The following is a 19,687-nucleotide window of genomic DNA, read 5'->3' as shown; positions in this document are numbered from 1 at the left end:
GCCATTGCCTGAAACCCCTGGCGGGGCTCAGACCTGAATCGAATCAGTTACTGGCTTATCTGGTCAGATAGCGGTAGGCCGTCGTTTCGAACTCCAGATAAGAGTTGGTCGAAACGGGGTCTACGAACGGCAATATCTGGGTGGCCCAAAAACCACCGATACCGTTTTTGCGGTCGATCCAATAGAAGAGATTGGCTAATCCGGCCCACGCCAAAGAGCCCGCAGGGCGACCGGTAGGTGCGTCTTTTTCATTGACCATGAAACTCAACGCCCACGACTTAGGCATGCCCGGGAAGAACTCCGCGGTTTTGGAAATGTTGGGGATGACGCCGGGAAGGGCTTTGATTTTCAGACTTTCGAGACCGTTCATTTCAGCGAAACGAATCGTTTCTGGCTTGAGAATCCGTCCGTGATCACCCTGCCCATCGTTTAGCCAGGCGCGGATAAACTGGCAATAATCCTTCACCGTCGAATACAGGCCATGGCCTCCCATGTGTACCTCGGGGTCCTGTGGAAGGATTAGATCCTCGAGTACGGTCAGCGATCCATCCTCTTCACGCTGGTGCATGCCAGCCCGCCGCTGGAGCATCGACGGGGTCATGGTAAAGGCGGTATCGGTCATGCCCAGTGGCTCGAAGATGCGCTGCTGCATGACTTCGCCCAGACGTTTGCCGGTGATGGCTTCTACCACCAGGCCAGCCCAATCTATGTTGGAGCCGTACTCCCACTGCTCACCTGGCTCAAACAGCAAGGGTGTTTTGAGCGCAGCCAACGACCCGCTGATGATGCTGGGTTGCCCTTGTTCCTGGGATAGCCTCTTGTAGTTTTCGTTGAAGAACTCATAACCCAGGCCTGCTGTATGAAGCAGAAGCATTCGGGTAGTAATTTGTTTTCTGGGGGGGCGAAGCCGGGGGGTGCTGTCGCTATCGAATCCCTCGAGTACCTTCAGTTCGTCGATGATCGGCACATAGTCCCTGGCAGGCGCATCGAGATCCAGAAGCCCTTCCTCGACCAACTGAAGCACCGCCGTGGCGGTTATCGCTTTGGTCGTGGAAAACATGGCGAAAACACTGTCGGTCGTCATTGCTCCAGCTTGACCGAGCGTTCGTTGGCCTGAAGCGCCCTCATAGACCAGGCCGTCGCGCCCGACTACTGCTGCGACTACACCTGGGACGCGCTGTTGACCAGCCGTGGCGGCATCGAGCAAGTGATTGAGTGATGATGTGAAATCTGGGCTCATTTTCTTATTCTCCTTACATCCGCCCATAGTCAGCTCGGCTAGAGCTCATGGCGCGGTGTGCAGTGGCAGGACTGACTTGGCCCGACGTAAAGCGATGAGCGTCGGGGCCAGCGGAGAGTAAGAAAATCGAGTCGGAGCTTCTGTCGGCTGCCGGCAGAGGGTGTCGGAATCAGGCAGTTATTTAAGTACCGCAGCGGCGGGCGATGTGTGATCGGCTGGGCACATTGCGAGTGGAGCAGCTTTCTACAGAAACACCCTCGCCCGATCACGATTCCTCAGATGGCGACAGGCCGTTGGCACTGAGGAAGCTAGAACATGAGCGCGAGCCGACTCGCATAACGGGCTGCTCGGGGAAAAGGGGACCAGGAAAAGGGACGGAAAAGGGGGAAGGATCTATTTTCTCTACTCTAAATGGCCGCAGCCGATAGCCGCCTTCCAAGACGCCCCCAGACCACGCCACCCGATCGGGTCAACCCGTCTCTTCGCACGTCAATAAATGCCCCACTCAGGGGCATACTCACCATGCAGCCAGCAAGTCGTCATTACTTGCTGGCCCCGCGTTGGGTTTCGCTGCGCTCTACCCAACCTACGGCCGCCAAGCAGCTTTGAGCGAACACACCTACACATTTATCCCGCCACAACGGCCATTCCCCTCGTCGTCCATCCGGACGATTCCTCCTCCAGCGCAACTCGCCAGACTCCTTCGCACCAGGGGCGTTCGCCCCGAGAATCACAAGAAGGCAGCCTTATGGAATTCGCGTTCAGCGATGAGCAGGAGATGATCCGCGAGTCCGCCGAGAGCTTTCTCGCGGATGTTTCCGATTCCGCCGCCGTGCGGGCGGCCATGGTCTCCGAACTGGGCCATGACCCCGAGCTCTGGCAGCGCGTATGCAGCGAGATGGTCTGGCCGGCCATTCACATCCCCGAACAATATGGCGGCCTGGGCCTGGGCTTCGTCGAGCTGGCGATCCTGCTGGAGCAGATGGGCCGTCGCCTGTTCTGCTCGCCGTTCTTCGCCAGCGCCTGCCTGGCCACCCCGGCGTTGCTGCTGGGTGGCAGTGAGGAACAGAAGGCCCGTTGGCTGCCGCAACTGGCCGAGGGCAGCCTGACCGCGACCCTCGCCTACGCCAGCAACAACCGCAATGGCCTCGACGCCGTTCAGGCCAGTGTTCGCGAAGAAGGTGAAGGCTTCGTCATCGACGGCGTCCTGCGCCAGGTGGTGGACGGCCACAGCGCCGGCCTGCTGATCGTCGCCGGTCGCGGGTGCGAGGGTGTTGGCCTGTTCGCGGTTTCCGCCGACACCCCCGGTATCAGCCGTCGCCTGGTTCCGACGATGGACCAGACGCGCAAGTTCGCCGAGGTGAAGTTCGACAAGGTGTTCGTCACGGCCGATGCCCGCCTGGGCACGCCGGGGCAGGGTGGTGAGTTGCTGGAGAAAGTGCTGCAACTGGCCTGCATCGCCCTGGCTGCCGAGCAGACCGGCGGCGCCCAGCAGTCCCTGGACCTGACCCTGGCCTACACCGCCGAGCGCCAACAGTTCGGCCGCGCCATCGCCAGCTTCCAGGCCATCAAGCATCGCGCCGCCGACATGATGCTGGAGGTGGAGTGCGCGCGTTCGGCGGCCTGGTATGCCGCCTGTGTGGCCGAAGAAGTCCTGGCAGCCAATGGCGACAAGGGCGTCGCCGCTGAGCTGCCGCTGGCCGCCGCCCTGGCCAAGTCGCGCTGCTCGGAAGCCTTCTTCCACTGCGCCGCGGAATCCATCCAGTTGCACGGCGGTGTCGGCTTCACCTGGGAGTACGACCCGCACCTCTACTTCAAGCGCGCCCGGGCCAGTGAGGCCCTGTTCGGCGCGCCGTCCTGGCACCGCGAGCGCATCGCCACCGCCCTCCTGGGGGAATACGCATGAAGATCAGTTTCAGTGAGGCGGACGAAGCCTTCCGCCGCGATGTGGCCGGCTGGCTGGCCGACAACCTGGGTGGCGAGTTCGAGCAGCTGCGATTCCGTGGCGGGCCGGGGGACGAACACAGCTTCCCCGAGGAGCGCAAAGCCTGGGAGCGCAAGCTGGCCGAGGGCGGCTGGACCTGCGTGGGCTGGGCGCCCGAACACGGCGGCCGTGGCCTGTCCATCAGCCAGCAGGTGATCTTCCACGAAGAGTACGCCCGCGCCGGTGGCCCCGGTCGCATGGGGCATATCGGTGAAGGCCTGGCTGGCCCGACCATCGCCGCCTTCGGCACTGAAGAGCAGAAGCGCCGCCTGCTGCCGGGCATCGTCGCCGGCACCGAATTCTGGTGCCAGGGTTACTCCGAGCCGGGTGCCGGTTCTGATCTGGCCAATGTGAAAACCCGCGCCGTGCTGGAGAACGGGCAATGGCGCATCAGTGGACAGAAGGTCTGGACCTCGCTCGCCCACGAGTCCGAATGGTGCTTCGTCATCGCCCGTACCGAGCCGGGCAGCGTAGGTCACAAGGGCCTGTCCTTCCTGTTGGTGCCCATGGACCAGCCGGGCATCACTGTGCGGCCCATCGAGCAGCTCACCGGCACCTCGGAGTTCAACGAAGTGTTCTTCGACGAAGCCGTGACCGACGAGGCCAACCTTCTCGGCGCGCCGGGGGATGGCTGGAAGATCGCCATGGCCTTGCTGGGCTTCGAGCGCGGCGTGTCCACCCTCGGCCAGCAGATGCAGTTCCAGAACGAGCTGGAAGAGATCATCCGCATCGCACGGGAGAACGGCGCCGCTCGCGACCCGCTGCTGCGCCAGCGCATCGCCGAAGCCTGGGGCGGGCTGCGCATCCTGCGCTACAACTCCCTGCGCATGCTTTCCGGCGCGCAGGACGGCTCGCTGCGCCGCGAGGCGATGATCTACAAGCTGTGCTGGGCCAACTGGCACGTCGAGCTGGGCAAGCTGGCCATGGACGTGCTCGGCCCCGACGCCGAACTGCTGGAAGACGGGCCGTACCAACTCGGCCGACTGCAGTCGATGTTCCTCTTCAGCCGCTCCGACACCATCTACGGCGGCACCAACGAAATCCAACGCAACATCATCGCCGAACGCGCGCTGGGCATGCCCCGCGAGCCGCGCGTGCGCGCCTGACCCGAGGACCTTGCATGAGCACTCCCACCTATGTTCCCGGCCACGGCCTGCTGCGCGGCAAGTCGGTGCTGATCACCGCCGCCGCTGGTGCCGGTATCGGTTTCTCCGCCGCCCTGCGTGCCGCCGAGGAAGGCTGCCGCGCGCTGATGATCAGCGACATTCATGAAGGACGTCTGCAGGAAGCGGCAGCAAAGATCCGCGAAGCCACTGGGCTTGAGCACGTCCATACCTGCGTGTGCAACGTCACCAACGAGGAGCAGGTGCAGGCCCTGGTGGCCGCCGCCGAGCGCGAACTGGGCGGCGTCGATGTGCTGATCAACAACGCCGGCCTCGGCGGCTCGCGCCTGCTGGTGGAAATGGGCGATGAGGAGTGGAATCGCGTCCTCGACGTGACCCTCACCGGCACCATGCGCATGACCCGTGCCATGCTGCCGAAGATGATGGATCGCGGTCGCGGTGTGATCGTCAACAACGCATCGGTGCTGGGCTGGCGCGCGCAGAAGGAACAGAGCCACTACGCCGCAGCCAAGGCTGGTGTCATGGCCTTGACCCGCTGCGCAGCGGTGGAAGCGGCCGAGCATGGCATCCGCATCAACGCGGTGAGCCCGAGCATCGCCCTGCACGATTTCCTGAAGAAATCCGCACCCAAGGAACTGCTGGACCAGCTCGCCTCCCGCGAGGCCTTCGGCCGTGCTGCGGAAGTCTGGGAGGTGGCCAACGTGATGATGTTCCTGGCCAGCGACTACAGCTCCTACATGACCGGCGAAGTGTTGTCGGTCTCCAGCCAGAGGGCCTGAGCATGGCGACCATCTTCGCAACACCGGCCGCCTTGCTGGAGCACGTTGGTGAACAGCTGGGCGTGAGTGACTGGATCAGCGTCGAGCAATCGCGCATCGACCAGTTCGCCGAAGCCACCGGCGACCACCAGTGGATTCATGTGGACCCTGTCCGCGCCGCTACCGGCCCCTTCGGCGCCTGCATCGCCCACGGGTACCTGACCCTGGCCCTGGTCAACCTCTTCCTGCCGCAGATTGTCGAGGTGCGCGGCATCTCCATGGGGGTGAACTACGGCTGCGAGAAGGTGCGCTTCCCCAACGTCGTCCGCGCCGGCAGCCGCGTGCGCGGCAGCGCCCAACTGGTCGCCGCCGAAGAAGTGAAGGGCGGCATCCAGGCCACCATCCGCGTCAGCGTGGAGATCGAGGGCGAAGAGCGGCCGGGCTGCGTGGTGGACACCATCAGTCGGTACTACCCGGCCTGATAGCGCTTTTCCCTGTGGGGGCGAATTCATTCGCTAAAGGGCAGCGCAGCTGCCCCCTTCAGGCCTTGCAGGGCAGACCTGCGGTCTGCATAGCGAATGAATTCGCCCCCACAACAAAGCCATAGCCGGCCAACGAATTTCGAGGACAACCCAATGAAAGAAGCCGTAATCGTATCCACCGCCCGCACCCCCATCGGCAAGGCCTTCCGGGGTGCCTTCAACGACACCGAAGCCCCACTGATGGGCGGCCATGTGGTGCGCGAAGCACTGCGTCGTGCCGGTGTCGAAGGGGGCGAGGTGGACGACGTGATCATGGGCGCCGCTGCCCAGCAGGGGACCCAGGCCTATAACCTCGGCCGACTCTGCGCGGTGGCCGCCGGGCTGCCGTCCAGCGTGGCCGGCATGGCGGTGGAGCGTCAGTGCTCCTCGGGTCTGATGAGCATCGCCCTGGCCGCCAAGAGCATCATGTGCAACGAGATCGACATCGCCGTCGCCGGTGGCCTGGAGTCCATCTCCCTGGTGCAGAACAAGCACAAGAACAGCTACCGCAACCAGTCCGAAGCCGTACTGGCGCAGGACCCGCGCGCCTACATTCCGATGATCGAGACGGCGGAAATCGTCGCCGAGCGCTACGGCATCTCCCGCGAGGCCCAGGACGAATACAGCTACCAGAGTCAGATGCGCACCGCCCTGGCGCAAAGCGCCGGACTCTTCGATACCGAACTGGCGCCGCTGACCGCACGCAAGCTGGTGACGGACAAGGCCACCGGCGAAAGCCGCCACGAATCCGTGACCCTGACCCGCGACGAATGCAATCGCGCAGACACCACCCGCGAAAGCCTGCGCGCCCTGGAGCCCGTGTGGCAGGGCGGACAGTGGAGCGGTGCCGGTCGCTTCATCACGGCCGGCAACGCCTCGCAGCTTTCCGACGGCGCCAGCGCTTCGGTGCTGATGAGCGCGCAAGAGGCCGCCCGCCGGGGCCTGGAGCCCCTGGGCATCTACCGCGGCCTGGCGGTGGCCGGCTGCGATTCCGATGAGATGGGCATCGGCCCGGTCTTCGCCATTCCCAAGCTGCTCAAGCGCCACGGTCTTTCCATGGATCACATCGGCCTGTGGGAGCTGAACGAAGCGTTCGCCTGCCAGGTCATCCACTGCCGCGACACCCTGGGGATTCCCGACGAGCGCCTGAACGTCAACGGCGGTGCCATTTCCATCGGTCATCCCTTCGGCATGTCCGGCGCGCGGATGGTTGGCCATGCGCTGATCGAGGGCAAACGCCGAGGACTGCGCTACGTCGTGGTGAGCATGTGTATCGGTGGTGGCATGGGTGCCGCCGCTCTGTTCGAAGTGGCATGAGGGACGACTCCATGATTGATGAGCAGCAGGTACGGGCGAAGCTCGCCCGTTATGTCGAACTGGTGGACGCCGTGGATATCGACGGCATCCTCGCGCTTTATGCCGAAGATGCGGTCGTCGAGGACCCGGTGGGCAAGCCGCCCTACGTGGGCATCGAGGCCATCTCGCGCTTTTACCGCGAAGGCCTGGGGCGCCTGAACGCCAGCGCGCGGCTGGACGGCTCCATCCGCGCCACCCGTGGCTGTGGCGCCGTGCCCTTCTGCGTTGACCTGGACTGGGGCGGCCAGGCCCGCTCCATCGAAGTTATCGACGTGATGGAGTTCGATGCCGAAGGTCGCATCCGTTCGATGAAAGCCTTTTGGGGCGACGCCAACATGATCGCGAGGGAACAGCCATGACCCTGGAACAGCGCATTGCCCGCCTTGAAGCCGTTGAGGTCATCCGCGAGCTCAAGCACCGCTATTTCAACGCCTGCGACCTGAAGGAGATCGAGGTGATCCGCGATTGCTTCGCCGAGGGTGAAATCGCTATCGACTACGGTCCCGTCGGCTGCTTCCAGGATCGCGACAGCTTCGTCGCGCTGTACCAGTCCCTGGCCTGCAACGAGCGGGTGATCGACCTGCACCACGGCGCCAATCCGGAGATCGAGCTCGCCGGCGATGACGAAGCGGTGGGGCGCTGGGCGCTCTACTACTTCAACCTCGACGCCGAGACTGGGGCCACGCGGCAACTGGGAGGGATTTACCAGGATCGTTATCGCCGCATCGACGGGCGCTGGAAGATCGTCGAGACGGTGTTCAGGGCGCATTCGATGGTGGAGTCCGCTGCTGCGATTTGATGGGTATCGCCAAGCTCCACCCATCCTACCTACTGGGCTCCGCGCAGCTTTGTAGGATGGGTGGAGCGGAGCGATACCCATCAGCTTTTCAGTTCACCCCCGCCGCATCCAGAAACACCGGCTTCTCCCCACCACCATGCACGCAGATATCCGCGCCGCTCACATAGCTTGCCAGCGGTGATGCCAGGTACAGGCACGCATCGCCGATGTCCTCCGGGCTGGCCATGCGCTGCAGGGGAATCCCCGCCGCCACCCGCGCCACGCCCTCGGCATCGCCGTAGTGCAGCTCCGCCTGCTCGGTGAGGATCAGCCCCGCCGTTACCGCATTCACCCGTACCTTCGGCGCCCATTCCACTGCGAGGGAGCGGGTCAGGTTGAGCAAGCCAGCCTTGGCTGCGCCGTACGCGGCGGTGCCGGGAGAGGGGCGGGTGGCGCTGACGCTGCAGATGTTGACGATGGCGCCTCCGCCCGGCTGCTCCTGCATCACCCGATTGGCCAGTTGGCAGAGATTGAGAGGCGCCAGCAGGTTGAGGCGGATGATGGATTCGGAGAAGCGCGGCGAGGCCGTGGCCGCGTCAGCATGGGGCGCACCGCCGGCGTTGTTCACCAGCACGTCGAGACGGCCGAAACGGTCGACGACGGCATTCACCAACTGCTGGATCTGCTCGATGTCACGCACGTCGCAAGGCAGGAAGTGCGCCTCGCGGCCAGCATGGACAGGCAATTGGTCGGGGGCATTGCGGCCACAGATCACCACCTCGGCGCCGCAGGAGAGGAAGCGCTGGCTGATGCCCCGGCCCACGCCCTTGCCGCCTCCGGTCACCAGTACCACCTTGCCGCTGAAATCCAATGCATCGCCCATGGCTGCCTCGTCTGTCGGTTGTCGATGGGCAGAGGCTAGGGTGAGCAGGGCGGGGTGCCTACGTCCGGGAGGACTAGGGCCGGTACGGGGAAAACATCTGTGGGGGCACGCCTTGTGGGGGCGAATTCATTCGCTAAGGGCAGCGCAGCTGCCCCCCAGGGCCTTGCCGGGCAGACCTGCGGCCTGCATAGCGAATGAATTCGCCCCCACAGAAAAGCTGGCTCGCCGTATGGGCTGCTAGTCCTCTCGGACGATGTTGCCCACCGGGGCGCGCCGAATAATCCGGCCAAACAACAAGCCGAGGAGAGTCCCATGGGCGCGCTACCGCAAGGGCGTTTCGTCACGCTGCCCGATGGTCTGCGACTGCACTACCTGGATGCTGGCGAAGGCGAGCCGGTGGTGTTCATTCACGGCAGCGGCCCTGGCGCCAGCGGCCACAGCAACTTCAAGCAGAACTACCCGGTGTTCGAGAAATTCGGCTATCGGGTGATAGTCCCCGACCTGCCGGGCTACGGCCTTTCCGACAAGCCGGAAACCACTTACAGCCTGGACTTCTTCGTCTCCGCCCTGACCGGTCTGCTGGATTCCCTGGATATCGAGCGCTGCGTACTGGTGGGCAACTCCCTGGGCGGCGCCATCGCCATCAAGCTGGCGCTGGATGCGCCGAGCCGCGTCAGCCGACTGGTGCTGATGGCGCCGGGTGGCCTGATGGAGAAGGAACAGTACTACCTGCAGATGGAAGGCATCCAGAAGATGGGCGCCGCCTTTGCCAATGGCGAGCTGAATGACGCCGACGGCATGCGCCGGCTGTTGTCCCTGCAGCTCTACGACGCCTCGCTGATCAGCGACGAGACCGTCAACGAGCGGGTCGCTGTGGTGCAGCAGCAACCGCGTTGCGTGCTGAGCACCATGCAGGTGCCCAACATGGCGGCGCGCCTGTCCGAGCTGTCCTGCCCGATCCTCGGTTTCTGGGGCATGAACGACAAGTTCTGCCCGTCTTCCGGTGCCCAGACCATGCTGGAAGCCTGTCGCAATATCCGTTTCGTGATGCTCAGCGAGTGCGGTCACTGGGTGATGGTGGAACACCGCGAGTTGTTCAACCGCACCTGCCTGGACTTCCTCGCGGAGGGCCGGTCATGAGTGAAATCCTGCAGCGCGCATACGGCGAGGAGCTCTATCAGGCCCTGCTCGCCGGTCGCACCCTGGCGCCGCTGACCGAGCGCTGGCCAGAGATCACGATCGAAGACGCCTACCGCATCTCCCTCTACAGCATCGAGCGTCGCGTGGCGGCAGGCGATGCCATTGTCGGCAAGAAGATCGGCGTCACCTCGGAAGCCGTGCAACGCATGCTCAACGTGCACCAGCCGGACTTCGGTTTCATTACCCGAGACATGTGGTTCGACGACGGTGACAGCATTTCCCTGTCCGGCAACCGCCTGATCCAGCCGCGCGCCGAGGGCGAGATCGCCTTCAAGCTCAAGCATGACCTAGTGGGGCCCGGCGTTACCGAGCAGGACGTGCTCGACGCCACCGAATGCGTGATTCCCTGCTTCGAGATCGTCGATTCGCGTATTCACGACTGGAAGATCCGCATCCAGGACACCGTCGCCGACAACGCCTCCTGCGGTGTCTTCGTACTCGGCCGCGAGCAGGTGGACCCACGCGAGCTGGACCTGCCCAACCTGCGCATGACCGTGTTCAAGAACGGCACGCAGATCAGCGAGGGCCTCGGCTCGGCGGTGCAGGGCAACCCGCTCACCGCCGTGGCCTGGCTGGCCAACACCCTGGGAGCCTTCGGCATCCCGTTCAAGGCTGGGGAAATCATCCTCTCCGGCTCACTGGTACCGCTGGAGCCGGCGCGTGCCGGCGACCTCTTCGAACTGACCATCGACGGCCTGGGCAGCGCCCGGGTGTCCTTCCGCGACTGACTCCGGGGAAAGAGCATGAGCAAGAAACTCAAGGCGGCCATCATCGGGCCGGGCAATATCGGCACCGACCTGTTGATCAAGATGCGCCGTTCCGAATGGATCGAACCGGTGTGGATGGTGGGCGTCGACCCGACTTCCGAGGGCCTGAAACGCGCCGCCGAATTCGGCCTGAAGACCACCGCAGAAGGCGTCGACGGCCTGCTGCCCCACGTGCTGGACGACGATATCCGCATCGCCTTCGATGCCACCTCGGCCTACGTCCATGCCGAGAACAGCCGCAAGCTCAATGAGCTGGGCGTGATCATGATCGACCTCACCCCGGCGGCCATCGGCCCGTACTGCGTACCGCCGGTGAACCTCAAGGAGCACGCCGAGAAGCTGGCGCTGAACGTCAACATGGTCACCTGCGGCGGCCAGGCCACCATTCCCATGGTGGCGGCGGTGTCCCGCGTGCAGCCGGTGGAGTACGGCGAGATCGTCGCCACCGTGTCCTCCCGTTCCGTGGGGCCGGGCACCCGGCAGAACATCGACGAGTTCACCCGCACCACCGCTGGCGCCGTGGAGAAGATCGGCGGCGCCAAGCGCGGCAAGGCCATCATCGTCATCAACCCGGCCGAGCCGCCGCTGATGATGCGTGACACCATCCATTGCCTCACCGAAGGTGAGCCCGACCAGGCGGAAATCCGCGCTTCGGTGCTGCACATGGTCAAGGAAGTGCAGCGCTATGTGCCGGGCTACAAACTGATCAACGGCCCGGTGTTCGATGGTCGCAAGGTGTCGATCTTCATCGAAGTGGAAGGGCTGGGAGACTTCCTGCCCAAGTCCGCCGGCAACCTGGACATCATGACCGCTGCCGGCCTGCGCACCGCGGAAATGTTCGCCGAAGAGGCCCATAAGGGCGCCCTGCAACTGCCTGCCCGTTGAGTGGAGAAACAACATGAACCTGCAAGGTAAGCGCGTGCGCCTGCACGACATGAGCCTGCGCGACGGCATGCACGCCAAGCGCCACCAGATCAGCCTGGACGAGATGGTGGCCGTGGCCACTGGCCTCGACGCCGCCGGCGTGCCGCTGATCGAGATCACCCACGGCGATGGCCTGGGCGGTTCCTCGCTGAACTATGGCTTCCCGGCCCACTCGGACGAAGAGTATTTCGATGCGGTGATCCCCAAGCTCAAGCAGGCCAAGGTCTCGGCCCTGCTGCTGCCGGGTATCGGCACCGTCGACCACCTGAAGATGGCCCACGACCTGGGCGTTTCCACCATCCGCGTCGCCACCCACTGCACAGAGGCGGACGTCTCCGGCCAGCACATCGGCATGGCCGCGAAGATGGGGCTGGATACCGTCGGCTTCCTGATGATGGCGCACATGGTCAGCGCGGAAAAACTGCTGGAGCAGGCGAAGCTGATGGAAAGCTACGGCGCCAACTGCATCTACTGCACCGACTCGGCCGGCTACATGCTGCCGGATGAGGTGACTGAGAAGATCAGCGTGCTGCGCAATGGCCTGAACGCGAACACCGAGATCGGCTTCCACGGCCACCACAACATGGGCATGGCCATCGCCAACTCCCTGGCCGCCATCGAGGCAGGTGCGGCGCGTATCGACGGCTCGGTAGCGGGCCTGGGCGCCGGCGCCGGCAACACGCCGCTGGAAGTGTTCGTCGCCGTACTGGCGCGCATGGGCGTGGAGACCGGCATCGACCTGTACAAGATCATGGACGTGGCCGAGGACCTGGTGGTGCCGATGATGGACCAGCCGATCCGCGTCGACCGCGACGCCCTGACCCTGGGCTACGCCGGGGTGTACAGCTCCTTCCTGCTGTTCGCCAAGCGTGCCGAGAAGAAGTACGGCATCCAGGCCCGCGAGCTGCTGGTGGAACTGGGACGTCGTGGCACCGTGGGCGGCCAGGAAGACATGATCGAAGACCTGGCGCTGACGATGTCGCGGCAGCGTGGGGTGATGCCGACGTAGGTTGGGTTCGACGCCGCTCGTTGGGCCTCGCGTAGCTCGGACCAACCTACGGGGTCGTCCGAGCTGTAGGGTGGGCTTCAGCCCACCGGAGTAGCAGAAGGCAGGAGGGAGGCTCCGAGCGGTCTAAGGCTTCCCTCACCCCCGGCCCCTCTCCCGAAGGGAGAGGGGTGACTCACGCCGGCTAGATCGAAACCAACCGGATGCACCGACTAGCTCCCTCTCCCTCTGGGAGAGGGCTGGGGTGAGGGAAGTTGACCCCTCACACCCTATTCCCACTCCCCCGTCTCCGCGCCTGCGCCAGCAGCGCGGGGCCGATCTCTTCCAGCGGCAACACCTCTTCCGCCGCGCCAATCTCCGCCGCTTCCCGAGGCATTCCGTAGACCACGCAACTGGCTTCGTCCTGGGCGACGGTGTAGCCGCCGGCTTCGCGGATTTCCAACAGGCCGCGCGCGCCGTCCTTGCCCATGCCGGTGAGCAGGGCGGCGATGAGGTTGCGGCCGGCGCAGCGGGCAGCGCTGTTGAACATCACGTCCACCGCCGGGCGATGACCGTTCACCGGAGGAGCCTCGGACAGGCGCGCGACGTAGTTGGCGCCGGAGCGTGCTACTTCCATGTGCAGGCCGCCGGGGGCGAGGAGGGCGGTGCCGGGGAGGATGCGGTCGCCGTCGCGGGCTTCGCTGACGCTGATGCGGCAGAGCTTGTCCAGGCGGGCGGCGAAGGAGCGGGTAAAACCGGCCGGCATGTGCTGGGTGATGACCACGCCGGGGCTGTCCGCCGGCAGGCCTAACAACACTTCCTTGATGGCCTCGGTGCCGCCGGTGGAGGCGCCGATGGTGATCAGTTTCTCGGTACCGACGATGGGCAGGCCGCGTTCGACCGGGCGTTCGACAGCTGTGCGACGGATCATCCGCGCGCGTGCCGCCACCTTGAGCTTGGCGCGGATTTCCTCGGCGTAGGCCTGCATGCCCTCGGCAATGCCCAGCTTGGGCTTGGCGACGAAGTCGATGGCGCCCAGCTCCAGTGCACGCAAGGTCGCCTCGGAACCGCGTTCGGTGAGGGAGGAAATCATCACCACCGGCGTGGGGCGGCCCTTCATCAGTTTGTCGAGGAAGGTCAGGCCGTCCATGCGCGGCATTTCCACGTCCAGGGTGATGACGTCGGGCGAGTGCTGTTTGATCAGGTCGCGGGCGACATAGGCGTCGGGCGCCACGCCCACGAGGTGCAATTCGTTGTCGGCGCGGACGATTTCGCTGAGCAGGCTGCGGATGAGCGCCGAATCATCCACCACCAGAACCTTGATCGGCACGGGCTCACTCCTTGAACAGGTCGTAGGGCCCCAGCGCTTCCCCGCGCTTGAGGTAGAGGATGTATTCCAGCTCGCGCTGCAGGATGGTGTCGTTGTGCAGGTTCTTCAGTTTCTTCACCCGGACCGTGCCGCTGGTGGGGAAGATGTAGACCTTGCGCGCTTCGGCGCCCATCACGTCTTCGGCCAGCAGGGGAATGCCTTCGGTATCCAGGTAGCTGTGGACGAACTCCACGGTGCGCAGGGTGGTGTCGAAGCGCAGCAGGTCGTTGGGCAGGTTGCCGGCGCCGAACACCTTGGCCTGCAACTGGTGGCGGCGTGCGCCCTGGCGCAGCATCTCTTCACTGAGCTGTTCCATCATGCGCACGCCGTGGTGGGTGGCGGCGCTGGCCAGGCCGCTGCCGGGGCCGGGTTCGGGCAGGAGGAACTGGTTCATGCCGCCGATGCCGCGCTGCAGGTCGAACAGGCAGACCGCCACGCAACTGCCCAGTACCGACACCAGCACCTGGTCCTCGGTGGTGGCGTAGAACTCGCCGGGCAACACCTTCACCGCCGGCAACTGGATGTCCGGGTCGAAGTAGCGGGTGGCGGCGATGGCGCCTGCGGTTTCTCCTTTCATGTCGAGGCTCCCGGCACAGGCTGGTAGACGGTGCGGCTCACCAGTTTCACCACGTGGTTGGCCTGCACGAAGCTTTCCGAGTGGCCGGCGAAGAACAGGCCATCCGGCCGCAGCAGGCGCACCATGCGCTCCAGCAGGCGCACCTGGGTGGGCTTGTCGAAGTAGATCATCACGTTGCGACAGAAGATCGCGTCCAGCCCGCCGCTGAGCCGCCAGTCCTTGTCCAGCAGGTTGATGCGGCGGAACTCCACCATCTGTTGCAATTCCGGCACCACCCGCGCCAGCCCGGCATTGCTGCCGGTGCCGCGCTGGAAGTAGCGCTTCCTCAGGGCCGGGTCCAACTGGGCAAGACGCTCCAGCGAGTACACACCCCGGCGCGCGGTTTCCAGCACGCCGGTGTCGATGTCGGAGGCGATGATCTGTATTCCCTGGGCCCGCTCACCCAACGCCTGGTGCAGGGCGATGGCCATGGAGTAGGGCTCTTCCCCGGTGCTGGACGCGGCCGACCAGAAGCGCAGTGGCCGGCCCCGGCGCTGGGGCTCCCTGGCCAGCGCAACGAGCTGGTCGAAGTGGTGCCGCTCGCGGAAGAAGGCGGTGATGTTGGTGGTCAGCGCATTGATGAAGGGTTGCCATTCCTCGGAATGCTGGTCGAGGTAGGCCAGGTAGGCGGAAAAGGTGCGCAGTTCCAGCTGGCGTAGACGGCGCGCCAGGCGGCTGTAGACCATCTGCTGCTTGCTGGTGGCGAGGCTGATGCCGGCACGGCGATACAGCCGCTCACGTACCTGCTCGAAGTCGTGGTCGTTGTAGCCGAATTCGTGTTCGCCCAGCACCTGCGCATTCATTGCATTACCTCAAGAAACCCCGGCGCAGGGCGCCGGGGTGGGTTGGGACTAGAACTCTTCCCATTCCTCTTCCTTGCTCCGCGCCGCGCGGCCGGCACCGCGGGGCGACTTCGCCGACGGTGTCTTGCGCGAGGCATTGCGCGGGGTACCGGGTTGGCCGGCGTGGGCCGGGTCCAGCTTGAACACGGCCACCGACTGGGCCATCAACCCGGCCTGTTCCTGCAAGGCTTCGGCGGCTGCGGCGGCTTCTTCCACCAGGGCGGCGTTCTGCTGGGTCATCTCGTCCATCTGGCTGACCGCGCCGTTGACCTCCTCGATGCCACGGCTCTGTTCGGTGGAGGCGGCGGCGATCTCGGCCATGATGTCGGTGACCCGCTTGATGGCGATCACGATGTCGCTCATGGTCTGGCCGGCCTGGGCCACCAGGGTGTTGCCGTTCTCGACCTTGCTCACCGAGTCGGAGATCAGCGTCTTGATCTCCTTGGCCGCTGCTGCCGAACGCTGCGCCAGGGTGCGTACTTCGGCGGCCACCACGGCGAAACCACGGCCCTGTTCACCGGCCCGCGCCGCTTCCACTGCGGCGTTGAGGGCGAGGATGTTGGTCTGGAAGGCGATGCCGTCGATGACGCCGATGATGTCGGAGATCTTCCGCGCGGAGTCGTTGATGGCGGTCATGGTGCTGACCACCTTCTGCACCACGTTGCCGCCTTCGGTGGCCACTTCCGAGGCGTTCACCGCCAGGGAGTTGGCCTGGCGCGCGTTCTCGGCGTTGAGCTTCACCGTGCTGGTCAGCTCTTCCATGCTGGAGGCGGTTTCTTCCAGGCTGGAGGCCTGCTGCTCGGTGCGGGTGGACAGCTCGGCGTTGCCGCTGGCGATTTCGCTGGCGGCGGTGTTGATGGTGTCGGCGGACTCGCGGATCTGCCCGAGCATGCGCGACAGGCTCTGCGCGGTTTCGTTGGAGTAGTCCTTGAGTTCGCCGAAGGTGCCCTGGTAGTCGGCGCTGATGCTTTGCGAGAGGTCGCCCTGGGCGAGTGCGCCGAGCATCCGCGAAACGTCCTTGAGGCCTTTGTCGGCGGTGTCCACCAGGCTGTTCAGGCCGGTGGCCAGGTTGAGGATGAAGCCGGTCTTGCCCGTTTCGTCGATGCGCTTGGAGAAGTCACCGGCAGCGGCTGCGCCGACCAGCGCGGCGACTTCACGCTCGACCTGCACCTCCAGCGTCCGGTCGGCCCATTCCACCACCGAGCCGAGGCGCTCGCCGGCATCGCTGATGACCGGGTTGGCCACCAGGCCGAAGGTGCGTCCGCCCACGTCGATCTGGGTGCGGAAGGTGCTGGTGAAGGTGGCGAGCAGGCGCTTCTGGTGCTCGGGGTTCTTGTGGAACTGGTCGATCGAGCCGCCCAGCAGCTTGCTCACGGAGAACGACGGCAGCGCCTTGCGCAGGTCGGCCTCGGCGTTCTGCAGCATGCTGGTGACAGTCTTATTCATGTAGATGATGGTGCGGTCGCCGTCGGCGATCATCACGTTGGTGCTGCAGTTGTCCAGCGCGCTTTTGATCCGGGTGTTCTCCGACGCGGCCTGGGCTGCGGCCTTGAGGCGGTCGCGCACGCCGTCGATGGCTTCGGTGATCTGCGCTTTCTTGCCCGGCAGGCGTTCCATGTCCTTGCTGAAGTCGCCGCGACCATAGGCGGTGACCACGCCCACGACCTGCATCTTCACCGCGATATGGGCGGCCACCAGTTCGTTGATGCCTTTCGCCAGGCGCGCGTGGGTGCCGCTGAAGCGGTCCTCCGGGATGACCTGGTCGATCCAGCCTTCAGTGTGCTGGCGGGTCATTTCCACCAGTGCCTTGTCCAGCACCTCGGTGCTGGCGCTCTCCGCCTGCTGCTGGCGCAGACTCTTCTGCAAGCGGGCGAGACTGTCGTAGACCGGCGTCCAGATCGGGTCGTCGCCGGCGCCGATGGATTGGTCGAGATTGCCCTCGGTCAGGCCCTGGATCAGGCTGGCCAGGTGTTGCGCGCGAAGCTGAGCTTGTGCTTTTCCGTTGAACAGACCCATGGATTGTCCCCTTGCGTGTCAGGCTGCGGCTGCTTCGACCAGGGCCATTTCGCGGCTGGTCATCAGCTTCTCGATATCCACCAGGATCAACATCCGCTCGGCCACGGTGGCAAGGCCCAGCAGGTACTCGGTATCGAAGCTGGCGCCGAATTCCGGCGGCGGCTTGATCTCTTCGCCCGACAGGGCGATCACGTCGGACACCGAATCCACCACCACGCCGACGATGCGCCGGCCGATGTTGAGGATGATCACCACGGTGAAGGGGTCGTAGGTGACGTCGGCGAGGTTGAATTTGATGCGCAGGTCGACGATGGGAACGATCGCGCCGCGCAGGTTGATCACGCCTTTGATGAAGGCCGGGCTGTTGGCGATGGTGGTCACCTGGTCATAGCCGCGAATTTCCTGCACCCGGAGTATGTCGATGGCGTACTCCTCGCGACCGAGGGTGAAGGTCAGGTACTCCTGGGCCGGTTGCCCGGCCTGTTCCGCACTAAGGGAGTTCATGCAGGGCTGCTCCTTGTTGTTGTGCCAGGGCCGGCAGGGCGTCGACATCGAGGATCAGGGCGACGCTGCCGTCGCCCATGATGGTGGCGCCTGCGATGCCATCGACCCGGCGGAAGTTCTGTTCCAGGCTCTTGATCACCACTTGCTGTTGCCCGACCAGGTCGTCCACCAGCAGGGCGAAGTGGCGCCCGTCGGTTTCGAGGATGACCACGATGGACTGCTCGGCCGGCAGCGGCGGGGCGATTTCCCCCAGCAGGTCGTGCAGCGAGAGCAGCGGCAGGTACTCGCCGCGTACCCGGATCACCGCGCCTTCCTCGCCGCCCAGGCCACGGATGTCGGCGGCCTTGGGCTGCAGCGATTCGACGATGTAGGTAAGCGGGATCACGTAGTGGGTGCGCGCCACGGCGACGATCAGGCCATCGAGGATGGCCAGGGTCAGTGGCAGGCGGATGCTGATGCGGGTGCCCAGGCCAGCGGCCGAGTCGATGTCGATGCGACCGCCCATGGCCTGGATGTTGCGCTTGACCACGTCCATGCCGACGCCGCGTCCGGAGAGGTCGGTGACCACTTCGGCGGTGGAGAAGCCGGGCATGAAGATCAGTTGCCAGACTTCGGCATCGCTCATGCCGTCGTGCACGGCGAGGTTCTTCTCGCGGGCCTTGGCCAGGATTCGCTCGCGATTCAGGCCACGGCCGTCGTCACTGATTTCCACGACTATGCTGCCGCCCTGGTGGAAGGCGCCCAGGCGTACGGTGCCGCTGGCCGGTTTGCCGGCGGCCAGGCGCACGTCGGGCTGCTCGATGCCGTGGTCGATGCTGTTGCGCACGATGTGGGTGAGCGGGTCGCTGAGGCGTTCGATCACGCCCTTGTCCAGCTCGGTCTGCTCGCCTTGCAGCACCAGTTCCACCTGCTTGCCGAGGCGCGCCGAGGTGTCGCGCACCAGGCGCGGGAAGCGGCTGAAGATGAAGCTGATGGGCAACATGCGGATCGACATCACCGATTCCTGCAGGTCGCGGGTGTTGTGTTCCAGCTGCGCCAGGGCCTGGTGAATACGCTCGTGGACGCTCGGGTCCAGCGCGTTGCCGAGCTGGCCGAGCATGGCCTGGGTGATGACCAGCTCGCCCACCAGGTTGATCAGGCTGTCGATCTTCTCGACGCTGACGCGGATGGAGCTGGATTCCGCTTCGGCGCTGGCCGGCTTGCTGGCGACCGGTGCTGGTGCGGGCACCGGTTTGGGCGGCTCGGCAGCCACTGGGGCGGGTGCGCCGGGGGCTTCATCGAAGAAGCCGAAGGCGGCTGAGTCGGATTGGGCGGGCATGCCGGGCGCATCGTCGAAGAAGCCGAAGTCTTCCTCGGCGGCCGCTTCCGGTGAGCCCGGCGCTTCATCGAAGAAACCGAAGCCCGCATCTGCCTCCGCTGCTGGCGTGGAGCCCAGCAACTCGCGCAGGCGGGCCACGGTCGCTTCCACCGGCACGCTCGGGTCTGGCGCCTGCCGGCGGTGGGCGTCCAGCAGTCGCATCAGCACGTCACGGGCTTGCAGGAAGAGGTCGACCATTTCCGCGCGCAGGGCCATCTGGCCGCTGCGGATGCGGTCGAGCAGGGTTTCCAGTTCGTGGGTCACGGCGGTCAGGTCATCGAAGCCGAACATGCCGGCCGAGCCCTTGATGGAGTGGGCGGCGCGGAAGATGCCGTTGAGTTCTTCCGCGTCAGGCTGTTGCAGGTCGAGACCGAGCAGCAGCAGTTCGAGGTTGGCCAGGTGTTCCTCGGTTTCCTCGAAGAACACCTGGAGGAACTGATTCATCCCGTCGCTCATGGGAAAC

At 65.0% G+C, this 19,687-nt stretch carries 19 protein-coding genes; 11 read left to right on the top strand and 8 right to left on the bottom strand.

All coding sequences use genetic code 11. The annotated features are described in order from the left end of the window. Nucleotides 1-55: 55 nt before the first annotated feature. Nucleotides 56-1,240 (bottom strand): serine hydrolase domain-containing protein, encoded by a 1,185-nt coding sequence (locus E8F06_RS28900; RefSeq protein WP_280372571.1) that lies wholly within the window; start codon nt 1,238-1,240, stop codon nt 56-58. 748 nt (nt 1,241-1,988) lie between these two features. Here E8F06_RS28900 and E8F06_RS28895 point away from each other — a divergent pair. The 7 genes from E8F06_RS28895 (at nt 1,989) to E8F06_RS28865 (ending at nt 7,782) form a co-directional block, all read left to right on the top strand. Continuing rightward, nucleotides 1,989-3,146, top strand: coding sequence for an acyl-CoA dehydrogenase family protein (locus tag E8F06_RS28895; RefSeq protein ID WP_280372570.1), 1,158 nt, complete (start codon nt 1,989-1,991; stop codon nt 3,144-3,146). Next, the gene (locus E8F06_RS28890) at nt 3,143-4,330 is read left to right on the top strand and encodes an acyl-CoA dehydrogenase family protein (protein WP_280372569.1); all 1,188 of its coding nucleotides are present in this window, start codon (nt 3,143-3,145) and stop codon (nt 4,328-4,330) included. The genes E8F06_RS28895 and E8F06_RS28890 overlap by 4 nt, the downstream gene beginning before the upstream one ends. A 14-nt stretch (nt 4,331-4,344) precedes the next feature. Then, nucleotides 4,345-5,127 carry an SDR family oxidoreductase gene (locus E8F06_RS28885; protein ID WP_280372568.1) on the top strand — a complete coding sequence of 261 codons (783 nt, stop codon included), beginning with the start codon at nt 4,345-4,347 and terminating at the stop codon, nt 5,125-5,127. Nucleotides 5,128-5,129: 2 nt separating this feature from the next. Next, the gene (locus tag E8F06_RS28880) at nt 5,130-5,588 is read left to right on the top strand and encodes a MaoC family dehydratase (protein ID WP_280372567.1); all 459 of its coding nucleotides are present in this window, start codon (nt 5,130-5,132) and stop codon (nt 5,586-5,588) included. A 153-nt stretch (nt 5,589-5,741) separates the two neighbouring features. Next, nucleotides 5,742-6,944 (top strand): acetyl-CoA C-acyltransferase, encoded by a 1,203-nt coding sequence (locus E8F06_RS28875; protein ID WP_280372566.1) that lies wholly within the window; start codon nt 5,742-5,744, stop codon nt 6,942-6,944. Between the two features lie 11 nt (nt 6,945-6,955). Then, nucleotides 6,956-7,342 (top strand): nuclear transport factor 2 family protein, encoded by a 387-nt coding sequence (locus tag E8F06_RS28870; protein ID WP_190827623.1) that lies wholly within the window; start codon nt 6,956-6,958, stop codon nt 7,340-7,342. Then, nucleotides 7,339-7,782: a nuclear transport factor 2 family protein gene (locus E8F06_RS28865; RefSeq protein ID WP_280372565.1), complete on the top strand. Its 444-nt coding sequence runs from the start codon at nt 7,339-7,341 to the stop codon at nt 7,780-7,782. The genes E8F06_RS28870 and E8F06_RS28865 overlap by 4 nt, the downstream gene beginning before the upstream one ends. A gap of 88 nt (nt 7,783-7,870) precedes the next feature. Here E8F06_RS28865 and E8F06_RS28860 read toward each other — a convergent pair whose 3' ends face one another. After that, nucleotides 7,871-8,644: an SDR family oxidoreductase gene (locus E8F06_RS28860; protein WP_280372564.1), complete on the bottom strand. Its 774-nt coding sequence runs from the start codon at nt 8,642-8,644 to the stop codon at nt 7,871-7,873. Between the two features lie 312 nt (nt 8,645-8,956). Between E8F06_RS28860 and E8F06_RS28855 the strand changes: the two genes are divergently transcribed. Genes E8F06_RS28855 through dmpG form a run of 4 tightly spaced genes read left to right on the top strand, consistent with a single transcriptional unit; the run spans nt 8,957 to nt 12,544 of the window. Then, the gene (locus tag E8F06_RS28855; RefSeq protein ID WP_280372563.1) at nt 8,957-9,784 is read left to right on the top strand and encodes an alpha/beta fold hydrolase; all 828 of its coding nucleotides are present in this window, start codon (nt 8,957-8,959) and stop codon (nt 9,782-9,784) included. Then, on the top strand, nt 9,781-10,572 hold the full coding sequence (locus E8F06_RS28850) for a fumarylacetoacetate hydrolase family protein (RefSeq protein WP_280372562.1): 792 nt from the start codon (nt 9,781-9,783) through the stop codon (nt 10,570-10,572). Before E8F06_RS28855 ends, E8F06_RS28850 begins: the two co-directional genes overlap by 4 nt. Before the next feature lie 15 nt (nt 10,573-10,587). After that, a complete protein-coding gene (locus tag E8F06_RS28845; RefSeq protein WP_190827629.1) occupies nt 10,588-11,496 on the top strand; it encodes an acetaldehyde dehydrogenase (acetylating) in 909 nt (302 codons plus the stop codon). Nucleotides 11,497-11,509: 13 nt separating this feature from the next. Then, nucleotides 11,510-12,544, top strand: coding sequence for a 4-hydroxy-2-oxovalerate aldolase (dmpG, locus tag E8F06_RS28840; protein WP_280372561.1), 1,035 nt, complete (start codon nt 11,510-11,512; stop codon nt 12,542-12,544). 259 nt (nt 12,545-12,803) lie between these two features. On the opposite strand, the gene E8F06_RS28835 is transcribed toward dmpG, so the two are convergent. Genes E8F06_RS28835 through E8F06_RS28810 form a run of 6 tightly spaced genes read right to left on the bottom strand, consistent with a single transcriptional unit; the run spans nt 12,804 to nt 19,680 of the window. Further along, nucleotides 12,804-13,850 (bottom strand): chemotaxis response regulator protein-glutamate methylesterase, encoded by a 1,047-nt coding sequence (locus E8F06_RS28835; protein ID WP_280372560.1) that lies wholly within the window; start codon nt 13,848-13,850, stop codon nt 12,804-12,806. A gap of 4 nt (nt 13,851-13,854) precedes the next feature. Beyond that, nucleotides 13,855-14,466 carry a chemotaxis protein CheD gene (locus tag E8F06_RS28830; protein ID WP_190827635.1) on the bottom strand — a complete coding sequence of 204 codons (612 nt, stop codon included), beginning with the start codon at nt 14,464-14,466 and terminating at the stop codon, nt 13,855-13,857. Further along, nucleotides 14,463-15,308, bottom strand: coding sequence for a CheR family methyltransferase (locus tag E8F06_RS28825; RefSeq protein WP_280372559.1), 846 nt, complete (start codon nt 15,306-15,308; stop codon nt 14,463-14,465). The genes E8F06_RS28830 and E8F06_RS28825 overlap by 4 nt, the downstream gene beginning before the upstream one ends. 48 nt (nt 15,309-15,356) lie before the next feature. Continuing rightward, the gene (locus tag E8F06_RS28820) at nt 15,357-17,363 is read right to left on the bottom strand and encodes a methyl-accepting chemotaxis protein (RefSeq protein ID WP_280372558.1); all 2,007 of its coding nucleotides are present in this window, start codon (nt 17,361-17,363) and stop codon (nt 15,357-15,359) included. 18 nt (nt 17,364-17,381) lie between these two features. Next, entirely contained in the window at nt 17,382-17,867 is a 486-nt protein-coding gene (locus E8F06_RS28815; RefSeq protein WP_190827640.1) for a chemotaxis protein CheW, read from the bottom strand. Further along, the gene (locus E8F06_RS28810) at nt 17,854-19,680 is read right to left on the bottom strand and encodes a chemotaxis protein CheW (RefSeq protein ID WP_280372557.1); all 1,827 of its coding nucleotides are present in this window, start codon (nt 19,678-19,680) and stop codon (nt 17,854-17,856) included. Before E8F06_RS28810 ends, E8F06_RS28815 begins: the two co-directional genes overlap by 14 nt. Nucleotides 19,681-19,687: the final 7 nt, after the last annotated feature.

The organism is Pseudomonas sp. BN411 (assembly GCF_029871235.1).
Taxonomy (GTDB): domain Bacteria; phylum Pseudomonadota; class Gammaproteobacteria; order Pseudomonadales; family Pseudomonadaceae; genus Metapseudomonas.
This window is presented reverse-complemented; position numbering and strand designations above follow the sequence as displayed.

What these genes read in the sequence shown, in the direction of transcription:
- E8F06_RS28820 (WP_280372558.1), bottom strand. Translation starts at nt 17,363, where the DNA reads ATGGGTCTGTTCAACGGAAAAGCACAAGCTCAGCTTCGCGCGCAACAC.
- E8F06_RS28885 (WP_280372568.1), top strand. Translation starts at nt 4,345, where the DNA reads ATGAGCACTCCCACCTATGTTCCCGGCCACGGCCTGCTGCGCGGCAAG.
- E8F06_RS28865 (WP_280372565.1), top strand. Translation starts at nt 7,339, where the DNA reads ATGACCCTGGAACAGCGCATTGCCCGCCTTGAAGCCGTTGAGGTCATC.
- E8F06_RS28860 (WP_280372564.1), bottom strand. Translation starts at nt 8,644, where the DNA reads ATGGGCGATGCATTGGATTTCAGCGGCAAGGTGGTACTGGTGACCGGA.
- E8F06_RS28900 (WP_280372571.1), bottom strand. Translation starts at nt 1,240, where the DNA reads ATGAGCCCAGATTTCACATCATCACTCAATCACTTGCTCGATGCCGCC.
- E8F06_RS28880 (WP_280372567.1), top strand. Translation starts at nt 5,130, where the DNA reads ATGGCGACCATCTTCGCAACACCGGCCGCCTTGCTGGAGCACGTTGGT.
- E8F06_RS28875 (WP_280372566.1), top strand. Translation starts at nt 5,742, where the DNA reads ATGAAAGAAGCCGTAATCGTATCCACCGCCCGCACCCCCATCGGCAAG.
- E8F06_RS28850 (WP_280372562.1), top strand. Translation starts at nt 9,781, where the DNA reads ATGAGTGAAATCCTGCAGCGCGCATACGGCGAGGAGCTCTATCAGGCC.
- E8F06_RS28890 (WP_280372569.1), top strand. Translation starts at nt 3,143, where the DNA reads ATGAAGATCAGTTTCAGTGAGGCGGACGAAGCCTTCCGCCGCGATGTG.
- E8F06_RS28830 (WP_190827635.1), bottom strand. Translation starts at nt 14,466, where the DNA reads ATGAAAGGAGAAACCGCAGGCGCCATCGCCGCCACCCGCTACTTCGAC.
- E8F06_RS28870 (WP_190827623.1), top strand. Translation starts at nt 6,956, where the DNA reads ATGATTGATGAGCAGCAGGTACGGGCGAAGCTCGCCCGTTATGTCGAA.
- E8F06_RS28895 (WP_280372570.1), top strand. Translation starts at nt 1,989, where the DNA reads ATGGAATTCGCGTTCAGCGATGAGCAGGAGATGATCCGCGAGTCCGCC.
- E8F06_RS28855 (WP_280372563.1), top strand. Translation starts at nt 8,957, where the DNA reads ATGGGCGCGCTACCGCAAGGGCGTTTCGTCACGCTGCCCGATGGTCTG.
- E8F06_RS28815 (WP_190827640.1), bottom strand. Translation starts at nt 17,867, where the DNA reads ATGAACTCCCTTAGTGCGGAACAGGCCGGGCAACCGGCCCAGGAGTAC.
- E8F06_RS28810 (WP_280372557.1), bottom strand. Translation starts at nt 19,680, where the DNA reads ATGAGCGACGGGATGAATCAGTTCCTCCAGGTGTTCTTCGAGGAAACC.
- dmpG (WP_280372561.1), top strand. Translation starts at nt 11,510, where the DNA reads ATGAACCTGCAAGGTAAGCGCGTGCGCCTGCACGACATGAGCCTGCGC.
- E8F06_RS28845 (WP_190827629.1), top strand. Translation starts at nt 10,588, where the DNA reads ATGAGCAAGAAACTCAAGGCGGCCATCATCGGGCCGGGCAATATCGGC.
- E8F06_RS28825 (WP_280372559.1), bottom strand. Translation starts at nt 15,308, where the DNA reads ATGAATGCGCAGGTGCTGGGCGAACACGAATTCGGCTACAACGACCAC.